Raw genomic sequence first — 16,878 nt, 5'->3', positions numbered from 1 at the left:
AATCACCAGTTAATAGTATCTCTCCAACGATTTGCTGACACATCACCAACCATTTTTTCTGTAATTACACCATTTACCCTAATATCCCAATTTGCTCCTGCTATTGGACCAGCAGCATTGATAGAATTAAGCAATCTAGATTGATGAGATGCACATTGTGATGAAAATGTTACTGACCCTACGCTAATATCACTTGGATGAGGGCGAATAGGCTGCCCTATTCTGTTTCTTAACACAGAACTATTTGAAACACTAATTGAAATCTCTCTTCTCTCCCCAGAAAGTCTCCAACGTCTTCGCTTATGATTATACTCTAATTTCACTCTTAAATGTATTGCGTATTGAGACACTTCGAAACCTGGTGCCCCTGAAGTAATGGTTTCTGCAAAAATCTCATGTACATATTTAAATGCTCTTGGCGAAGTGCCTTGAACTGCTCCAGTTCCGCAATTCTCTATATATTTCTGTTTTCTAAATTCACGTTGATTATTATCAAGAATAGATTTACCTGCACTAGCTTCTCCTTGTGAATCCAGAGTTATTGGACCCGCAATTACAGAACCTACTTGTCGTAGTGCAGTTCTATTAGATTTTTGGACATCAAGATCAATAGTATCGTCAAGTTCATAAAATTTACCGTCATCAAACCAAATTGTTTTACCCGCTACTTTAAATTGATGATCTTTATTTAAAATACCTTGTAGTGCATAGGATAAATCTACCCCTAACGCTCTATCTGATGAGAAAAAAGTTTGCATCTCTAACATCTCTGTATCTAGTTTGGCAAACTCAAGATAACGTTGTCTAAACTCGTCCCAATTCTTAAAAGAAAATATTTCTTTGTTCAAAGAAATAGAAGATTCGTCACCAACCCCTTGCGGCATTATAGTGTCATTTTCGCTTTCACAGGAAATCATTCCCAATAAAGCTGCTGCTACTAAAAAGATTTTTTTCATAATATATAGGTTTTAATTGTGCACAAATTTCCTGTTGTGCATTCAGGTTTTTTTGCTGATTAAGCGGTTAACTTTTAATAATGTCTCAAATCAATTATATGTTTCATAAAAAAACTATAACCTATGTTAATTATATACTAACAAGACATTCGTGTATCTTTATACAGAACATTTCTCCTCTTCTTTCCCTGTTGTATCAAAATCCTAGATTTAGTTTGTTCATGAATTCAGAATCTATGGTAAAGCAATACATAGATGACTATACATATTTATCATAAACAATGAATTACTATGATATTTTGACTTTCTTTGCAAAAAAGAAATTTTGAATTTTACTCCATGATAGATCATCAAATAGAAATCGAAAAAACGCTAACTGTATTAAAAAGAGGTGGACTTATATTATACCCAACAGATACAGTTTGGGGAATAGGTTGTGATGCTACGAATCCTGGCGCAATTGATAAAGTATACAAGCTTAAACAAAGAGCCGAAAGCAAGACGATGATTTGTCTCGTGAATGATTTTAAAATGTTGCAGCAATATGTAGAAGAAGTTCCGGAAGTTGCATACGATATTTTAAAATATGCTACAAAGGCCACAACAATAATATATGATCGCCCCTTAAGAGTTTCAGAAAACATTATCGCTGAGGACAACACTTTGGGTATTCGAGTAGTCAGAGATCCTTTTTGTGGAAAATTAATTAGGAAACTAAAAAGGCCTATTGTATCTACATCTGCAAATATTAGTGGAAAACCTGCTCCAAAAAACTTTGAAGAAATATCTTCTGCTATTTTGGAAGGCGTGGACTATGTCGTAAATTTGCCTTTACAAAATAAAGGTGCTAAACCTTCTTCTATAATCAAAATTGGAGGTGACAGTACCGTTAAGATTATTAGGAAGTAAATTGTACATGTCTGAAGTTAAAAATCACAAAGAAGCCTTACAACTATCTATTTTTAAAACAATTACCCAAGCAACCACTAACTTAGATTTAGAAAGTTATGTTATTGGTGGATTTGTTAGAGATTATTTGTTGCAAAGAGGCACCGTTAAAGATATTGATATAGTTGCAATTGGTAGTGGGATAGCATTAGCCAAAGAAGTCTCTTCATTGTTATCTAATCATCCCAAAGTACAGGTTTTTAAAACCTATGGCACTGCAATGTTGAGAGCAGATGATATTGAAGTAGAATTTGTAGGAGCTAGAAAAGAATCCTACTCTAAAGATAGTAGAAACCCTCAAGTCGAAAATGGTACTTTACAGGACGACCAGAATCGTAGAGATTTTACAATCAATGCATTAGCACTGGATTTATCAAAAGAAAATTTTGGAGATATTTTAGACCCTTTTGGAGGTTTGGATGATCTAAAGTCAAAAATTATTCGTACACCATTAGACCCAGACATAACCTATTCTGATGATCCCTTACGTATGATGCGGGCCATTCGTTTTGCAACACAATTAAACTTTAAAATAGAAGAAGCTTCTCTTAATGCGATTACTAAAAACAAGGATCGGATAAAAATTATTACTCAGGAAAGAATTGTAGAAGAGCTACATAAAATTATGCTTAGCAGTAAACCATCGGTTGGTTTTAAATTATTAGAAAAAACTGGTCTACTACCCTACATTCTTCCAGAATTAACTGCATTAAAAGGCATTGATGAAATAGAGGGACAACGACATAAAGATAATTTTTATCACACTCTTGAAGTCGTTGATAATATTTCAGAAAACACCAATGATTTATGGCTACGATGGGCTGCTTTATTGCATGATATTGGTAAAGCGCCTACCAAAAAATTCCATAAAAAAATAGGTTGGACTTTCCATGGTCATGAATTTGTAGGTTCTAAAATGGTTTTCAAACTTTTTAAACGTTTGAAAATGCCATTAAATGATAAAATGAAATTCGTTCAGAAAATGGTATTAATGAGTTCAAGACCAATCGTAATTGCGTCAGAAGTAACAGATTCTGCGGTACGCAGATTAGTATTTGATGCAGGCGATTATATTGAAGAATTGATGACTTTATGCGAAGCTGATATTACTACCAAAAACCCTAAACGTTTTAAAAAATATCACAATAACTTTAAGAAGGTTAGATTAAAAATGATTGAAGTAGAGGAACGAGATCATATTCGTAATTTTCAACCACCAGTTACGGGTGAAGAGATCATGAAAGCTTTTAGCATTAAACCCTCTAGAGAAATAGGTATTATTAAAGAAGCTATAAAAGAAGCAATTCTTGAAGGAGAAATACCAAATGAACATGAAGCTGCCTTCGAATTTATGATACAAAAAGGAAAACAACTAGGCCTAACCATAAAAAAACCAATACATTAAAAAAAACAATTTGTAGAAATAAGTAATATTGAATTTTTTTATGAAAAAAGATAATAAAAAAGTAATCTACTGGCTGCTCACTGGGTGTTTATTAATTTTCATTATGGTTATTGTTGGAGGTATTACCAGACTCACTCATTCTGGATTATCCATGTCTAACTATAAATTAATCTCAGGAACAATACCCCCTATGAATGAGGTTGAATGGAACGAGGCATTTGAATTGTATAAAAAATATCCAGAGTATCAAAAAATAAACAATCAATTTACTTTAGAAGACTTCAAAAGTATTTACTTCTGGGAATGGTTTCACAGGGTAATTGGTAGATTTATTGGTATTGTTTTCATTATACCATTTATATATTTTTTAATTAGAAAACAACTATCAAAACCAACGATAAAAAAGGCCCTTATCTTAATGTTACTTGGAGGTTTTCAAGGGTTTTTAGGATGGTTTATGGTAAAAAGTGGGTTGATTGACCGCCCAGATGTAAGTCACTACAGACTTGCAATGCATCTTACCACTGCGTTTATTACGTTTGCTTATACTTTTTGGGTGGCACTAGACCTTATATATCCCAATAAAAAAGTAATCGACATAAAATTTAGAAATCTGGTAAGATGGGGATTAGTTATACTATTAATTCAGATTATTTATGGAGCTTTTGTAGCTGGACTTGATGCAGGTCTGCTACATAATCATTGGCCGTTAATGAATGATGGTGCTCTTATTCATGAATCTGTGTATATTGAACAATCGCCGACTATTATGAATTTCATTGAAGGTAAAAGTGGTGTGCAATTTGTTCACCGTTACCTAGCTTACTTAGTTGTAGGTATTATTCTATTTATTTGGTACAAAAGTAAAAGACTAGAAAAAACAAAAATACAAAGTAAAGCATTAAACCTATTATTAATTATAGTAGGTATTCAATTTTTATTAGGTGTCTTTACGCTAATATATAGAGTTCCAATAGCATTAGGAGTACTACACCAGGTTGTTGCCTTTTTCTTACTTGGAGCAATGACTTTTTCATTGCACCGTTTTAGTAAATAACAAAGCATTTATAGTATCTTTGCTTTTCCAAATTAAGTAAGAATGATTTATCGTTTCAGAGTTATACTAGACACCGAGGAAGATGTGTTTAGAGATATCGAAATTGAACAGGATGCGTCTTTAGAGCAGTTTCATAATGTAATCACTCAATCCTTTGGATTTGATGGTACCGAAATGGCATCTTTTTATATTAGTGATGACCAATGGAATCAAGGTGAAGAAATATCTTTATTTGATATGAGTGAAGGATCACAGTCTACACGATTAATGAATGAGACTTCCTTAATCGATGTTGCTCATGAGGCATCTCCTAAATTACTTTATATCTATGACTTTTTAAGTATGTGGACGTTTATGATAGAGCTCGCAGAGATCGCAGAATATGAGAATGGGATGGAATATCCTAATATCATGTTTGTACATGGACAAATACCCGATCAAGCACCAAATAAAGAATTTGTAGCTGATGAATCTGATCAGTATACCGATGAGAGTTCTGAAGAGTTTATGGATCCAGATGAGTATGATGATCTTGGATTTGACGAAAACTGGAATTAAAATATTAACTAAAAAAATTCTCAGCAATATGTTGAGATAATATATGTTATGATCAATCTATATAGTACCCAAATTGAATCTCTTTCTGTACACAAAGTAGGAAATAAAAACAAAGGAGAAAACCTTTTCCTTTCTGAGTCACCATATTTAGTTAATGATGAATTAACCGCTATTCTGAAAGAATATTTCTTTAAACCATTTAGAGAAAAAGAAGAGAATTATTTTCAATTTGCAAATGATGTTGATGTAGAGTTTAATCCTTTATACAAAATTGTAAGTGAAATTTTTGATAATCCATCATCTGTACATGAAAAATCAAAACGAATCGCTTCTTTGTTATATGAACAGTCTAATCATCCGCATATTAAAAGTGGTGAATTATATGTAACGTATCTCGAAAATGTTACTATTGATAATGAAAAAGTAGACGCACTTGGAGTATTTAAATCAGAATTAAAACATGATTTTCTTCAGTTTGAAGAAAAAGAAACAGATATAGAACTTCTTATTCAACAAGGTGTTAACCTTAACAAACTAGACAAAGGATGTCTTATCTTTAATCATAAAAAAGAAGAAGGTTATAAAGTTTTATCTATCGACTCGAATAGGTATGACACCAAGTATTGGCTAGAAAATTTCTTAGGTGTTGAGGCCTTTGCAGATGAGAATTTTTATACTAAAAAATACATGAAATTCTGCCAAGACTTTGCAAAAGACGTTGTGTTACCTGCCGAAGACAAAAAGGAAGAAGTAATGTTTATGAATCGCGCCGTAAATCATTTTGCAAAAAACGATGAATTCGAAGAAACTGCTTTCTTAAATGATGTAATTGATAATCCTGATCTAATACCAGAGTTTAAACATTACAAAACAGAAAAAGCACCTAAGTATCAAATCGAAGATCTTACTACCTTCCCTATTGCGAATAATGCGGTAACCGCTGCTCGTAAAAAGATAAAAAATGTTATCAATTTGGATACCAACGTGCAAATAAAAATGGATTTTATAAATCCTGAATCAGCCGAGAAATTTGTAGAAAAAGGGTGGGATGAAGAAAAACAGATGTATTACTATCTTGTTTATTTTAATAAAGAACAAAAGACCTAAACATTCATAATTCGTTATGGACTATATTCTTGTTGGTATTGTAGCATTACTTGGATCTGGTCTAACTTTTTTTTCTGGTTTTGGCTTAGGCACTTTGCTTATGCCTGTTTTTGCATTATTTTTTCCTATCGATATTGCTATCGCCCTGACCGCTATTGTTCATTTACTTAATAATCTTTTTAAGTTAACATTAGTTGGAAAAAAGGCTAGCACAAGGACTGTCTTACGTTTTGGATTACCAGCTATAGTGTTTGCATTATTAGGGGCTTACGTTTTGGGTACTCTTACAGATATTAAACCTATTTACAGTTATACGCTTTATAACAAATTACATGAAATTACTGTTGTAAAAATCTGTATCGCTGCATTATTAACTTTCTTTTCTCTTTTTGATCTGATACCTAAATTGAAAAGATTAGAAATAGATACAAAATACTTGCCTATCGGTGGAGCGTTAAGTGGTTTTTTTGGAGGAATCTCTGGACATCAAGGAGCCTTACGAACTGCTTTTCTTATACGAGCAAAACTAAGTAAAGAAACTTTTATCGCTACAGGGGTAGTAATCGCTTGCTTCATTGACATTTCTAGAATTTCTATATACGCAAAAGATATTTTTAAGTTAGGTAATCAACTTAATTACAAATTACTGATCACGGCAATCTTAATGGCCTTTATTGGCGCTTATATTGGCAAATTATTTTTAAAAAAAATAACCATAAATACGATACAAGTAACTGTTGGTTTCCTTTTAATTATTTTTTCACTCCTTTTAGGCTTAGGTATATTATGAAAATACATTTATTTAAAAAACACAGCACAAAATACTAGTACTCATTTTAAATCATAAAAAATCCAACTTACAGGTAACAAAAAGTCTTTTAAAGACATTAATCATTAGCAAAATAACTAATTAATTTATCTTCAATAGATAACTAATATTACATTTTTAAACATGAAAAGAATACTATTTCTATCCGTCTCATTTATATTCATATCATCTATAAGCATTGCACAAAATAACATCTTCCCTTTACCTAGCGGTAATGTTGGACTTGGAACAACTAATCCTTCTGCTAGATTAGATATTCTTACTCTTCCTGGGCAAACAGAAAGTTTACTAAGACTCAAAATTTCTGATGCACCACAAGATTACTTTCAAATTACAAATTCTACAGGGACACCAAATCAATTCATACCTCTTATAAAAGGGTATCACGAAAGTGACAATAGATTTTCCCTATCAATCATGGGATCATCTTCAGATGTTATGGATACTGGAACAAATGCTCTTGTTAATTTCAATGCTAGAAGAAAAAACAGTCAAGTTCAAAATAGACCTTTATTTGTATGGACCAATTATGATCAAAAAAAAATGACGCTGACTGCAAATGGTAGTCTGGGAATAGGTACTGTAAATCCTGGTTCGAGACTAGATGTTAGAGGAGGTATTAAGGCATCGTATTCTGCAAGTCGGCATGTAACTCTTTTTAATTCAGGTGATGGAAACAGTTATTTGAATATTGCAGGAGGTACTTCCACTTCTAGATTTGGATTTCAAGTTGATGGTAGCAGTAAAATGTCGATAATGAAAAATGGTAATATTGGGATTGGTATAGGAAATCCATCTTCAAAAGTCGTAGTTCAATCCAATTCTGGTGAAACAGAAAGCTTAGCACAATTTAAAATATCAGATGCTCCATCAGATTATTTACAAATTGCAAACTCAACAGGTGCTGCAAATCAATTTATACCTTTAATTAAAGGCTATCATGAAACAGATAATAGATATTCTTTGTCAATCATGGGTTCTTCTTCGGATGCAATGGATAACGGAGCAAATGCACTTGTTAATTTTAATGCTAGAAGAGGAAATAGTCAAGTTCAAAATAGGCCTTTATTTGTGTGGACGAACTATGATCAAAAAAAAATGATCTTAACTGCCAATGGAAATCTAGGTATCGGAACAACAACACCTGATTCAAAACTTGCGGTAAACGGAAAAATTCATGCCAAAGAAGTGAAAATAGACCTTACGGGATGGCCAGATTATGTTTTTGAAGACAATTATGAGCTTCCTACATTAAAAGAAGTAGAAAGTCACATTCAAGAAAAAGGACATTTACCAAATATACCTTCTGCTAAAAAAGTAGAAAAAGAAGGTATACAATTAGGTGAAATGAATGCTAAATTGCTTCAAAAAATAGAAGAATTAACTTTATACATCATCGCACAAAACAAGAAAACAGAACAACTAACAAAAACGACTGAAGTACAACAAACAAGTATTGAAACTTTACAAAAAGAAATTATTAAATTAAAACAAAGAGATTGATAAGCATGAAAAATAAAATCATAATAGTTAGCATCTCACTACTTACATTATTTGGAGGAGTCGCACAAAACAATATTTTTCCATTGCCTGGTGGCAACGTTGGAATTGGAACCACAAGTCCGTCCTATAAATTGCACATTAAAGATCCTGCAGGCGGCGCTGCATTACGTGTAGAACGAGGAGGAAAAAGCTGGGACTTTTCTATTCAAAATACCGGGGAACACCTGTATCTCAACAATTCTGAGAATACTAGTACATTTTTCACGTTCAATAAAGACGGGAAATTTGGTATAGGTACCACAAGCCCAAAGGCAAATTTACATGTCAATTCTGCTGAAAGAACAGCTTTTAGAGTTTATAGAAAAACAATATCCGATAAATATTTAAGCATTTGGCATGGCACTTCTGGTGCAGTAATTGAGCCAATTAAAGAAAATGGTGGTACTTCATCTTTATATTTAGGTGGCTATGATAACCCTACTAATGTATATTTATCAAGTAATGGAGGTAACGTTGGTATTGGAACAACAACACCGGACTCAAAACTTGCTGTAAACGGTAAAATTCATGCCAAAGAGGTAAAAGTAGACCTAACGGGATGGCCAGATTATGTGTTTGAAGAAAATTATGAGCTTCCAACATTAAAAGAAGTAGAAAGTCACATTCAAGAAAAAGGACATTTACCCAATATTCCTTCTGCAAAAAAAGTAGAAAAAGAAGGTATACAATTAGGTGAAATGAATTCTAAATTACTCCAAAAAATTGAAGAATTAACCTTATATATCATCGCACAAAATAAGAAAACAGAGCAGCTTCAAAAAGAAGTAGCATTACTTAAACAAAAAATTAAATAATTACATAATACATGTTCAAAGTCAAGTTCTGTCTTTAGTATAGTATTTGGCTTTGGGCATCAACTTTTAAAATCAACCTTCTAATAGCCTCTTCATATTAACATTTTCATAATTACGGCGTACAAAATCCATCGCGGTTTTTAAAACTTCTCCCATAGATATACTACGTCTAAAATTTAGGTCAAGTGTAAAATTATATAAATGTTCTCTTAGCTGTTTAATATTATCCTCTGTAGAAATAGTATCTCTACACATACAGTTAACCAAAGTTTCATACCTAGACCTAGAGTTAAGGATTCGTTTTGCCAAGACGGATCGCTCTTCCTTCTTATACTGTTCTATCGAGCTCGCTTGTAACTTACTCATCACTAAATCTACCATTGCAAAATTTTCTTTAAAAAATTGTGGCTGATACACTTTTAATTTCCCTTCAAAACACTGTTGATCAAAGTCAATAGCCCTAATTTTATATTCTACATGTTCAAAATCATGAATAGGTATAATGACATAATTATAGGATCGCATATCTCCTAACAAACGCATTTGACAACGTTCATTAAATTTCACGAACTCTTTAGCGATTTGTGACTTTGCCTGATCACTTAAATCAGGTAAAAAATCTTTAATAAATACATCTCCTGGTATACCAGCAATATGTTCTTCTATCAATGTATTTTTATAAACCAAAAAATTGATGCGATTAGGAGAAAACATATGTTCTAATTCTAATCCATAAATTCGTGATGCATCTGCTTTTTTCACATAAATATAAGTGTAATTATCATTAAGAATATTTCTAATTTTTACTCTAAAAGGTTTAGAATTACCAAAAGTACAATAGTCTATCGCATCAATATTCAAAAATTCAATAGCATCTTCATTTCCATCAGAATGTAAAATCGTATATACTTTTTTAAGACTCGATTCTATTTCGGGCCTTTCGTGCTCTTCATAATACACTCTAACCCATAATGTATCCACATCATTACTATCATACACCACAATAGAACCCGAAAACCTAAGCAAATCATCATAAAATACTGGGATTTTAATTTTTCGATTGCACTCCTTTAAATACGCATCTAATTCATCGTTTATAGGATAGGTTGGTTTTTTTTTAGACATTAATTTTTCTTCCATACACTGCGATCATTTCAGTTAGCAATTTACAAATTACTATTTTTGATACTGTTAAAACTTTACACAATCAAAAAAAGACAATAACATATTTATGTAACAAAAACTCATACTGATCGTCTTGTTTAATATAACCACCAAAACTAATCACAATTGGAAAATATACTCACGCTACATAATCTTACCAAAAAATTTGGTCCGATTACAGCTGTAAATGACCTTTCTTTTACTATAAAAAAAGGAAATGTCTATGGCATTCTTGGACCTAATGGAAGTGGCAAATCAACTACACTTGGTATTGTACTTAATGTTGTTAATGAAACTTCGGGTTCATTTACTTGGTTCGATGGCAACACTTCAACACATGATGCATTAAAAAAGGTTGGTGCTATAATCGAGCGCCCTAATTTTTACCCGTATATGACTGCTGCACAAAACTTAAAACTAGTTTGTCAAATTAAGGGGGTAACTTCAGAAAAAATTGAAGAAAAATTAGAAATCGTTGGCTTATTGGAGCGTAAGGATAGTAAATTTAGAACATTTTCTTTGGGAATGAAACAAAGATTAGCCATTGCTTCAGCTTTACTTAATGATCCTGAAATTTTGATTCTTGATGAACCTACAAACGGTTTAGATCCACAAGGAATTCATCAAATTAGAGAAATCATTAAAAAAATTGCAGCACAAGGCACTACAATTTTATTAGCCTCTCATTTATTGGATGAAGTTGAAAAAGTATGTAGTCATGTGGTGATTATACGAAAAGGAATTAAACTATATTCTGGTCGCGTAGATGAAATGAATGCTAGTTTTGGTTTTTTTGAATTAAAGAGTAACCAAAATTCTGTTCTAAAAGATTGGCTAACAAAACACGACGGCTTTAAAAGCCACAAAGAAGAAGATGGAAAAATCATTGCTTTTTTAGCTCAGGAATTAGATGCAGAAAATCTTAACAGGCAATTATATACTGAAGGAATAGTTCTTACACACTTGGTAAAACGAAAAGAAAGCCTTGAAGAACAGTTTCTACAATTAACCAACAATTTAAACTAAAGCCATGTTACGACTACTCAATATAGAATTTCAAAAATTACGATATAACAAAGCTGCTAAAGTGATCACTATCACTTACTTTGTACTTATAACTTTTATAGCGCTAATCGCCTCGATAGAATTTAACTTTGGAGGTGTCAAGTTTAGAATTGCAGATCAAGGAATTTTTAATTTCCCATATATATGGCATTTCAACACCTATATCGCGGCTTGGGCAAAATTATTTCTAGCAATAGTTATTGTATCAATGATGGCTAACGAGTACAGCCATAGAACCCTAAAACAAAACCTTATTGATGGGTTAAGCAAAAAAGAATTTATAGGATCTAAATTCCTAACTGTTATTGTCTTCTCTATCCTCTCTACTATTTTTCTAATCATTGTATCAATGATATTAGGGGTTAGTTTCTCGGATTATAATGAGTTTTCAATTATAGTTTCGGACCTTGAATATGTTTTGGCATATTTCGTAAAACTAGTAGGTTTCTTTGCTTTTTGTATGTTCTTAGGAATTTTTGTAAAACGCTCTGCTTTTGCATTAGGATTCTTATTTATTTGGTGGATTGTTGAGAACATTATCTATGCATTACTAAAATTCAAAGTGTTTAAAGGCTCTACCATAGCCGAATCAATCGTTCAGTTTTTTCCTTTAGAATCGATGTCAAACCTAATTAAAGAACCATTTACCAGATTAAATTTTATTCAGTCTGCAGCAAATCAATTGGGAGAAAACTTTCAAAAGGATTATACGGTACACTGGTATGGTATCGTTATAGTACTTGTTTGGACTGTAATTTTCGTATATCTTTCTCATCTATTACTTAAAAAGAGAGATTTATAATATATTTGAGCTTAATTGCTCATTGAATGAGGTATATACATACCACCTTTTTAACGATATTACTTTTTAATGGCTTAACTATTTTTAGTCAGGGAGAAGCTAATAACTGGTATTTTGGAAAAAATGCTGGTGTAAGTTTTAATACTACTCCTCCAACTGTTCTTACAGATGGTCAAATCAATACGTTAGAAGGGTGTACTACAATTTCTGATGCAACAGGAGCACTTTTATTTTATACTGATGGTATTAGGGTTTGGGATAGGTTTAATACCATTATGCCTAATGGTATTAATCTAAAAGGAGATCCATCGAGCACGTCATCTGCATTAATCGTACCGCAACCCAATACTCCTAATATTTATATCATTTTCACTGTAGATGAACCTCATCATGATAATGCCGACAATGATCCTTCAACTGTAGATGGTGATGGCATAAATGATGGTTTTATGTATTCTGTGGTAGACATGTCTCTAAATGGAGGCGCTGGTGATATTGTTGCAGGACAAAAAAATATACCTCTGATCACATACGATACTTCAGATCCTTTACAAAGTGCATACAAATGCTCAGAAAAAATAACAGCAGTAAAAAGTGATGATTGCGACTCCTTTTGGGTAATTACTCATTTTGTGGATACTTTTTATGCTTTTAAAGTAGAACAAACTGGTGTTAATGTAAACCCGGTGACTTCTAAAATTGGCGTTACTGTTCCTCTTTCGGGATATCGTCGCAATGCTTTAGGATATATTAAAGCGTCTACAGAAGGGAACAAATTAGCTGTAGCACATTTTGGATTTGCCACTGTTACTGCTGGTAATGGTCCAGGAAAAGTAGTACTGTATGACTTTGATAACATAACAGGCGCTGTAAGTAATGAAATTGAACTCTATAACGGAGACTCCCCTTACGGAATAGAATTTTCTCAAAGCGGGCAACGACTCTACTCTGCCATTGGGATCGGAAATGAAGGTATAGGTCAAAGTTTTCTTTTACAATTCGACCTTACACTACCCGATATAGATATTCCGGCAAGCGGAACAAGAATTCTTAATGAAAACGGTGTCAATTTTTCTTCTTTTTTTGAGGGTGCTTTACAATTAGCTCCAGACGGAAAAATATACCGAACTCAATATGAAGATTTTGCAACCGACACAGGTGACTACTTAGGTATTATTGAGAACCCGGAAGAAATAGCAGCAAATGTGATATATGTCGAAAAAGGGCTTTTAGTAAATTCTGACGGGCGTCGTGGTGTCCGTCTTGGATTACCACCTTTTATTCAGTCAATTTTTGCACAAACTATTGATATCATAAATTCTGGTGATTCTAACAATGCAAACCTTTCTCTTTGCGAAGGAGAAACTTTTAGACTTTCTTATCAAAATATCCCGGGCGCTACTTATACATGGTTTGTTGATAATACTCCAATAAGTACTACATCCAATTTTTTAGATGTCACTGCAACTGCTAATTATCGATTAGAAGTCGATCTTAATGATGGTAGTTGCCCTCTTGTAGGAGTTGCGAATGCCACATTTACTGAAATTCCTCCTAGCATCCCCGTAACACTTATACAATGTGACCTATATCAAGTAATGGGTGATAATTTAGCACTGTTTGATTTAAGTCTTGCTACCGATCAAATTACCGGAGGAAATAATCAATTTAGCGTAAGTTTTTTCATTGATCTCCCCTCTGCTCAAGCAGGAACTCCTGCCCTTACTAATATCACTAGTTTTGAAAACAACCAAAACAATCAACTAGTATATGCCCGGGTAACAGACAATAACAACACGAATTGTTTTAGCATTACCACTATCGAATTACAAGTCAATGCTACAAGTGCCAATGATGTAGAATTACGAGCCTGTGATGATGATGGTATTGAAGATGGTATTACCGTTTTTAACCTTTTAGAAGCCGATCCACTAATTCTTCAAGGTATAACTACAGCTGGATTGACATTAACCTATTATCAAAATATTGACGATGCCCAATTTAATGTTAATCCGATTACTTCTTATAGTAATACCACCCCTAATACTCAAGGTGATGATATCGTCTATGCCAAAGTTGAAGAGAGCAATGGTAACTGCTTTGCTATTGCTTCTGTAGCATTATTCGTAAACCCTACTCCCGAAATTGAAGAAATAGGTGCTTATTTTTTATGCCAAAACCAAACAAATATTGAAATTGATACAGGCATACTTCCAAACCCTGGCTTAACTAATTTTACCTTTTTATGGTCTACCGGCGAGACAACACAATCAATCTTTGTGGATCAAGCCGGGACATATATGGTAGAAATAACAGATACGTCAACTCAATGTTCTAACACTCGTACTGTAGAAGTTACAGGTTCTAGCATACCAACAATAACATCTGTAGATATTAATGATGCATCAAATAATAACACCGTAACTGTTAATGTACAAGGAATTGGTAGTTATGAATATGCAATAGAAATAAATGGTGTATTAAGCGCCTACCAGGATGAAGCGACATTTAACAATGTTCCTCCAGGTTTTCATGTTGTTTATGTCAGAGATAAAAATGGTTGTCTTCCCGAGGTCACAAGAGATATAGCTGTAATAGGATTTCCTGATTTTTTCTCGCCTAATGGTGATGGGTTTCATGAAAGTTGGAATGTAGATGGAATATCATCTCAAATGTTATCCGACTCTTTAATCTATATTTTTGATCGTTATGGAAAACTAATCAAACAATTAAGAGCAGGTACCCCAGGTTGGGATGGCACTTACAATGGCAAACTAATGCCTTCTAGTCAATATTGGTATAGAGTTGAATTACAAACCGGGAGGGTTCTTACAGGCAGTTTTTCTTTAATTAGATAAACCCGAAAAACAAAAACACAATACATTAAAACTTCTTATAAAAGCTTACAATCGTAGGCCTTATTTTCTTCTTATGAATTAAAATTTAAAATAAAAAGTAGGGTATTTTAAAAGTCTTTTGTTTTGGGATATAAAGAAACTTAATTTTTAAAAGAAACATATCCTATGAGAAAATTGAATTATATACTCATCGCTTTCATAAGTATTTCTACATTTTTTATTCAATCTTGTAATAACGATGATGATGGTACCGGACCAATACAAAATGAAGCAAACAGTGCAGATGGTGATGGTAGTCTAAAAAATTTAACCTTGTACAAAGTAGAGGGGGAAAATATTGTAAAACAAAAAGACTTTAACGTATCAGGAAATGCACTAGCTCTACAAAAAGATACTCAAAAGCATCAGGAAATATGGGAATTAACTAAAAAAATTGTTCCTCTAGAGTATCGATCTAAAATGAGCGAATTCATGATTTATTCTGGAGATGACAGTGAAGACAAAGGCGTACTTGGATATGTTATAGAACGTACTCAAGACCTTTCAAAATGGCAAATGGGTATAGCTGTCGATTATGCATATGAAGGAGGGTTTAACGCTAAAGGGGAACTTGCCTACACTATCATACATGAGTTTGGACATATTATTACATTGGATAATACGCAACTAGATGCCTCGATAAAACAAAGTAACTGCACAAACTACTTTCCGGGAGAAGGTTGCGCAAAATCTGATTCTAATATTAATAAGCTTCACAAAAATCATTGGGCAGATATCTGGGAAGAATTTCAAAATACTGAAACCGAAGTTCAAGCACAAGAATTTTATACCAAGTATCAAGAACGTTTTGTCACACAATATGCTTCAACAAATCCTGGAGAAGATATCGCTGAAATATTTGCTACGTTCACAACTAGAGCAGAAGGTGTTAATGGAACTAGTGGTGCTGAACAAAAAATCAAGATCATGTATGATGACAATGAAATGGTAAAACTAAGAAACTACATTCGTGGAAATATTTCAAAAAGTAATAAAACATTTTTACCAGCTCCAGGAGCCTGGAAAAGAGCACATACTTTTGGAGATAAAAACAAATCGCATTGTAGACTTCATAAAAATTAAAAAATAAGATAACAGCTTCTTATGACGCTGATTAATTAAACAATAAAAATAAGAATATGAAGTATCTCGTAATGCTACTGGCACTATTAAATTTCTCTTGTAGTTCTACTAAGAAAACACCCTTGACTTCGGCAGAAGATGATATTCTAATATATTACTCAAAAAGTCCTTGTAATGGAAAATGTCCTGTTTATGATTTATGGATATTTAAAGATGGATCAATTGCGTACTCAGGTATTAATAATGTTAGTGTAAAAGGAAAGATAAATAAGAAATTAAGTAAGGAAGAATTTGAAAGCTTAAAAGCAACATTGACAAAAGATCCTAAAGAAAATATTACGTTTAAAAGAAAACGAGATAAATCTATAACTACTTTGAATATTAATAACAAAGAATACAAATATTATACAACGAGTGCTAGTAATTATATAAAAGTACTTGATAGTAAACTAAAAGATATAGTAAGTAAAATCATGCAAAATACTGCAAGTACTATTTAAATCTTGTTTATTGGTTTTAGTGGGAAAATCAATAGAGTAAATCATGATTTTACTGTTTTAGGTTAGTTTGTTTGTTTATTTCTGAATTGTTTATTTGGATTGAGGCTGTTTGATTAATTTCAAACAGCCTTACGTAGTATATAAAATTTC

General features: G+C 32.7%; 15 protein-coding genes. 13 read left to right on the top strand and 2 right to left on the bottom strand.

Features of this window, described 5'->3' with window-relative positions; genetic code table 11:
* Window positions 1-2 precede the first annotated feature (2 nt).
* Window positions 3-956 carry a hypothetical protein gene (locus D1816_RS24775; protein ID WP_118506094.1) on the bottom strand — a complete coding sequence of 318 codons (954 nt, stop codon included), beginning with the start codon at window positions 954-956 and terminating at the stop codon, window positions 3-5.
* 339 nt (window positions 957-1,295) lie between these two features.
* Here D1816_RS24775 and D1816_RS24770 point away from each other — a divergent pair, with 339 nt between their 5' ends.
* The 8 genes from D1816_RS24770 (at window position 1,296) to D1816_RS24735 (ending at window position 9,217) form a co-directional block, all read left to right on the top strand.
* Complete coding sequence (locus D1816_RS24770; RefSeq protein WP_066313691.1) at window positions 1,296-1,865, top strand: L-threonylcarbamoyladenylate synthase; 570 nt, start codon at window positions 1,296-1,298, stop codon at window positions 1,863-1,865.
* Window positions 1,866-1,872: 7 nt separating this feature from the next.
* Window positions 1,873-3,309 carry a CCA tRNA nucleotidyltransferase gene (locus D1816_RS24765; protein WP_066313693.1) on the top strand — a complete coding sequence of 479 codons (1,437 nt, stop codon included), beginning with the start codon at window positions 1,873-1,875 and terminating at the stop codon, window positions 3,307-3,309.
* 40 nt (window positions 3,310-3,349) lie between these two features.
* Complete coding sequence (locus D1816_RS24760) at window positions 3,350-4,366, top strand: COX15/CtaA family protein (RefSeq protein ID WP_118506093.1); 1,017 nt, start codon at window positions 3,350-3,352, stop codon at window positions 4,364-4,366.
* Between the two features lie 42 nt (window positions 4,367-4,408).
* Window positions 4,409-4,924, top strand: coding sequence for a hypothetical protein (locus tag D1816_RS24755; protein ID WP_118506092.1), 516 nt, complete (start codon window positions 4,409-4,411; stop codon window positions 4,922-4,924).
* A gap of 48 nt (window positions 4,925-4,972) precedes the next feature.
* Window positions 4,973-6,031 (top strand): nucleoid-associated protein, encoded by a 1,059-nt coding sequence (locus D1816_RS24750; RefSeq protein ID WP_066313697.1) that lies wholly within the window; start codon window positions 4,973-4,975, stop codon window positions 6,029-6,031.
* Between the two features lie 16 nt (window positions 6,032-6,047).
* The gene (locus D1816_RS24745; RefSeq protein ID WP_118506091.1) at window positions 6,048-6,821 is read left to right on the top strand and encodes a sulfite exporter TauE/SafE family protein; all 774 of its coding nucleotides are present in this window, start codon (window positions 6,048-6,050) and stop codon (window positions 6,819-6,821) included.
* Between the two features lie 162 nt (window positions 6,822-6,983).
* Window positions 6,984-8,363, top strand: a complete 1,380-nt coding sequence (locus D1816_RS24740) for a tail fiber protein (protein WP_118506090.1) — start codon at window positions 6,984-6,986, stop codon at window positions 8,361-8,363.
* A gap of 5 nt (window positions 8,364-8,368) precedes the next feature.
* Complete coding sequence (locus D1816_RS24735) at window positions 8,369-9,217, top strand: tail fiber protein (RefSeq protein ID WP_118506089.1); 849 nt, start codon at window positions 8,369-8,371, stop codon at window positions 9,215-9,217.
* A gap of 72 nt (window positions 9,218-9,289) precedes the next feature.
* On the opposite strand, the gene D1816_RS24730 is transcribed toward D1816_RS24735, so the two are convergent.
* The gene (locus D1816_RS24730) at window positions 9,290-10,357 is read right to left on the bottom strand and encodes a hypothetical protein (RefSeq protein ID WP_066313703.1); all 1,068 of its coding nucleotides are present in this window, start codon (window positions 10,355-10,357) and stop codon (window positions 9,290-9,292) included.
* A 150-nt stretch (window positions 10,358-10,507) separates the two neighbouring features.
* Here D1816_RS24730 and D1816_RS24725 point away from each other — a divergent pair, with 150 nt between their 5' ends.
* The 5 genes from D1816_RS24725 to D1816_RS24705 all read left to right on the top strand — a co-directional run bounded on the left by D1816_RS24725 (window position 10,508) and on the right by D1816_RS24705 (window position 16,728).
* The gene (locus D1816_RS24725) at window positions 10,508-11,407 is read left to right on the top strand and encodes an ABC transporter ATP-binding protein (RefSeq protein WP_066313704.1); all 900 of its coding nucleotides are present in this window, start codon (window positions 10,508-10,510) and stop codon (window positions 11,405-11,407) included.
* A gap of 4 nt (window positions 11,408-11,411) precedes the next feature.
* Complete coding sequence (locus D1816_RS24720) at window positions 11,412-12,248, top strand: ABC transporter permease (RefSeq protein WP_066313706.1); 837 nt, start codon at window positions 11,412-11,414, stop codon at window positions 12,246-12,248.
* A 26-nt stretch (window positions 12,249-12,274) separates the two neighbouring features.
* Entirely contained in the window at window positions 12,275-15,106 is a 2,832-nt protein-coding gene (locus D1816_RS24715; RefSeq protein ID WP_118506088.1) for a T9SS type B sorting domain-containing protein, read from the top strand.
* Window positions 15,107-15,271: 165 nt separating this feature from the next.
* Window positions 15,272-16,228 (top strand): hypothetical protein, encoded by a 957-nt coding sequence (locus tag D1816_RS24710; RefSeq protein ID WP_118506087.1) that lies wholly within the window; start codon window positions 15,272-15,274, stop codon window positions 16,226-16,228.
* A gap of 56 nt (window positions 16,229-16,284) precedes the next feature.
* Window positions 16,285-16,728, top strand: coding sequence for a DUF6438 domain-containing protein (locus D1816_RS24705; RefSeq protein WP_066313712.1), 444 nt, complete (start codon window positions 16,285-16,287; stop codon window positions 16,726-16,728).
* The last annotated feature ends 150 nt before the right edge of the window (window positions 16,729-16,878 follow it).

Source organism: Aquimarina sp. AD10 (assembly GCF_003443715.1).
Classification (GTDB): domain Bacteria; phylum Bacteroidota; class Bacteroidia; order Flavobacteriales; family Flavobacteriaceae; genus Aquimarina; species Aquimarina aggregata.
The sequence above is the reverse complement of the archived record's forward strand: the minus strand, read 5'-3'. Positions and strand labels throughout refer to the sequence as shown.

What these genes read in the sequence shown, in the direction of transcription:
- D1816_RS24775 (WP_118506094.1), bottom strand. Translation starts at nt 956, where the DNA reads ATGAAAAAAATCTTTTTAGTAGCAGCAGCTTTATTGGGAATGATTTCC.
- D1816_RS24770 (WP_066313691.1), top strand. Translation starts at nt 1,296, where the DNA reads ATGATAGATCATCAAATAGAAATCGAAAAAACGCTAACTGTATTAAAA.
- D1816_RS24765 (WP_066313693.1), top strand. Translation starts at nt 1,873, where the DNA reads ATGTCTGAAGTTAAAAATCACAAAGAAGCCTTACAACTATCTATTTTT.
- D1816_RS24760 (WP_118506093.1), top strand. Translation starts at nt 3,350, where the DNA reads ATGAAAAAAGATAATAAAAAAGTAATCTACTGGCTGCTCACTGGGTGT.
- D1816_RS24755 (WP_118506092.1), top strand. Translation starts at nt 4,409, where the DNA reads ATGATTTATCGTTTCAGAGTTATACTAGACACCGAGGAAGATGTGTTT.
- D1816_RS24750 (WP_066313697.1), top strand. Translation starts at nt 4,973, where the DNA reads ATGATCAATCTATATAGTACCCAAATTGAATCTCTTTCTGTACACAAA.
- D1816_RS24745 (WP_118506091.1), top strand. Translation starts at nt 6,048, where the DNA reads ATGGACTATATTCTTGTTGGTATTGTAGCATTACTTGGATCTGGTCTA.
- D1816_RS24740 (WP_118506090.1), top strand. Translation starts at nt 6,984, where the DNA reads ATGAAAAGAATACTATTTCTATCCGTCTCATTTATATTCATATCATCT.
- D1816_RS24735 (WP_118506089.1), top strand. Translation starts at nt 8,369, where the DNA reads ATGAAAAATAAAATCATAATAGTTAGCATCTCACTACTTACATTATTT.
- D1816_RS24730 (WP_066313703.1), bottom strand. Translation starts at nt 10,357, where the DNA reads ATGGAAGAAAAATTAATGTCTAAAAAAAAACCAACCTATCCTATAAAC.
- D1816_RS24720 (WP_066313706.1), top strand. Translation starts at nt 11,412, where the DNA reads ATGTTACGACTACTCAATATAGAATTTCAAAAATTACGATATAACAAA.
- D1816_RS24715 (WP_118506088.1), top strand. Translation starts at nt 12,275, where the DNA reads ATGAGGTATATACATACCACCTTTTTAACGATATTACTTTTTAATGGC.
- D1816_RS24710 (WP_118506087.1), top strand. Translation starts at nt 15,272, where the DNA reads ATGAGAAAATTGAATTATATACTCATCGCTTTCATAAGTATTTCTACA.
- D1816_RS24705 (WP_066313712.1), top strand. Translation starts at nt 16,285, where the DNA reads ATGAAGTATCTCGTAATGCTACTGGCACTATTAAATTTCTCTTGTAGT.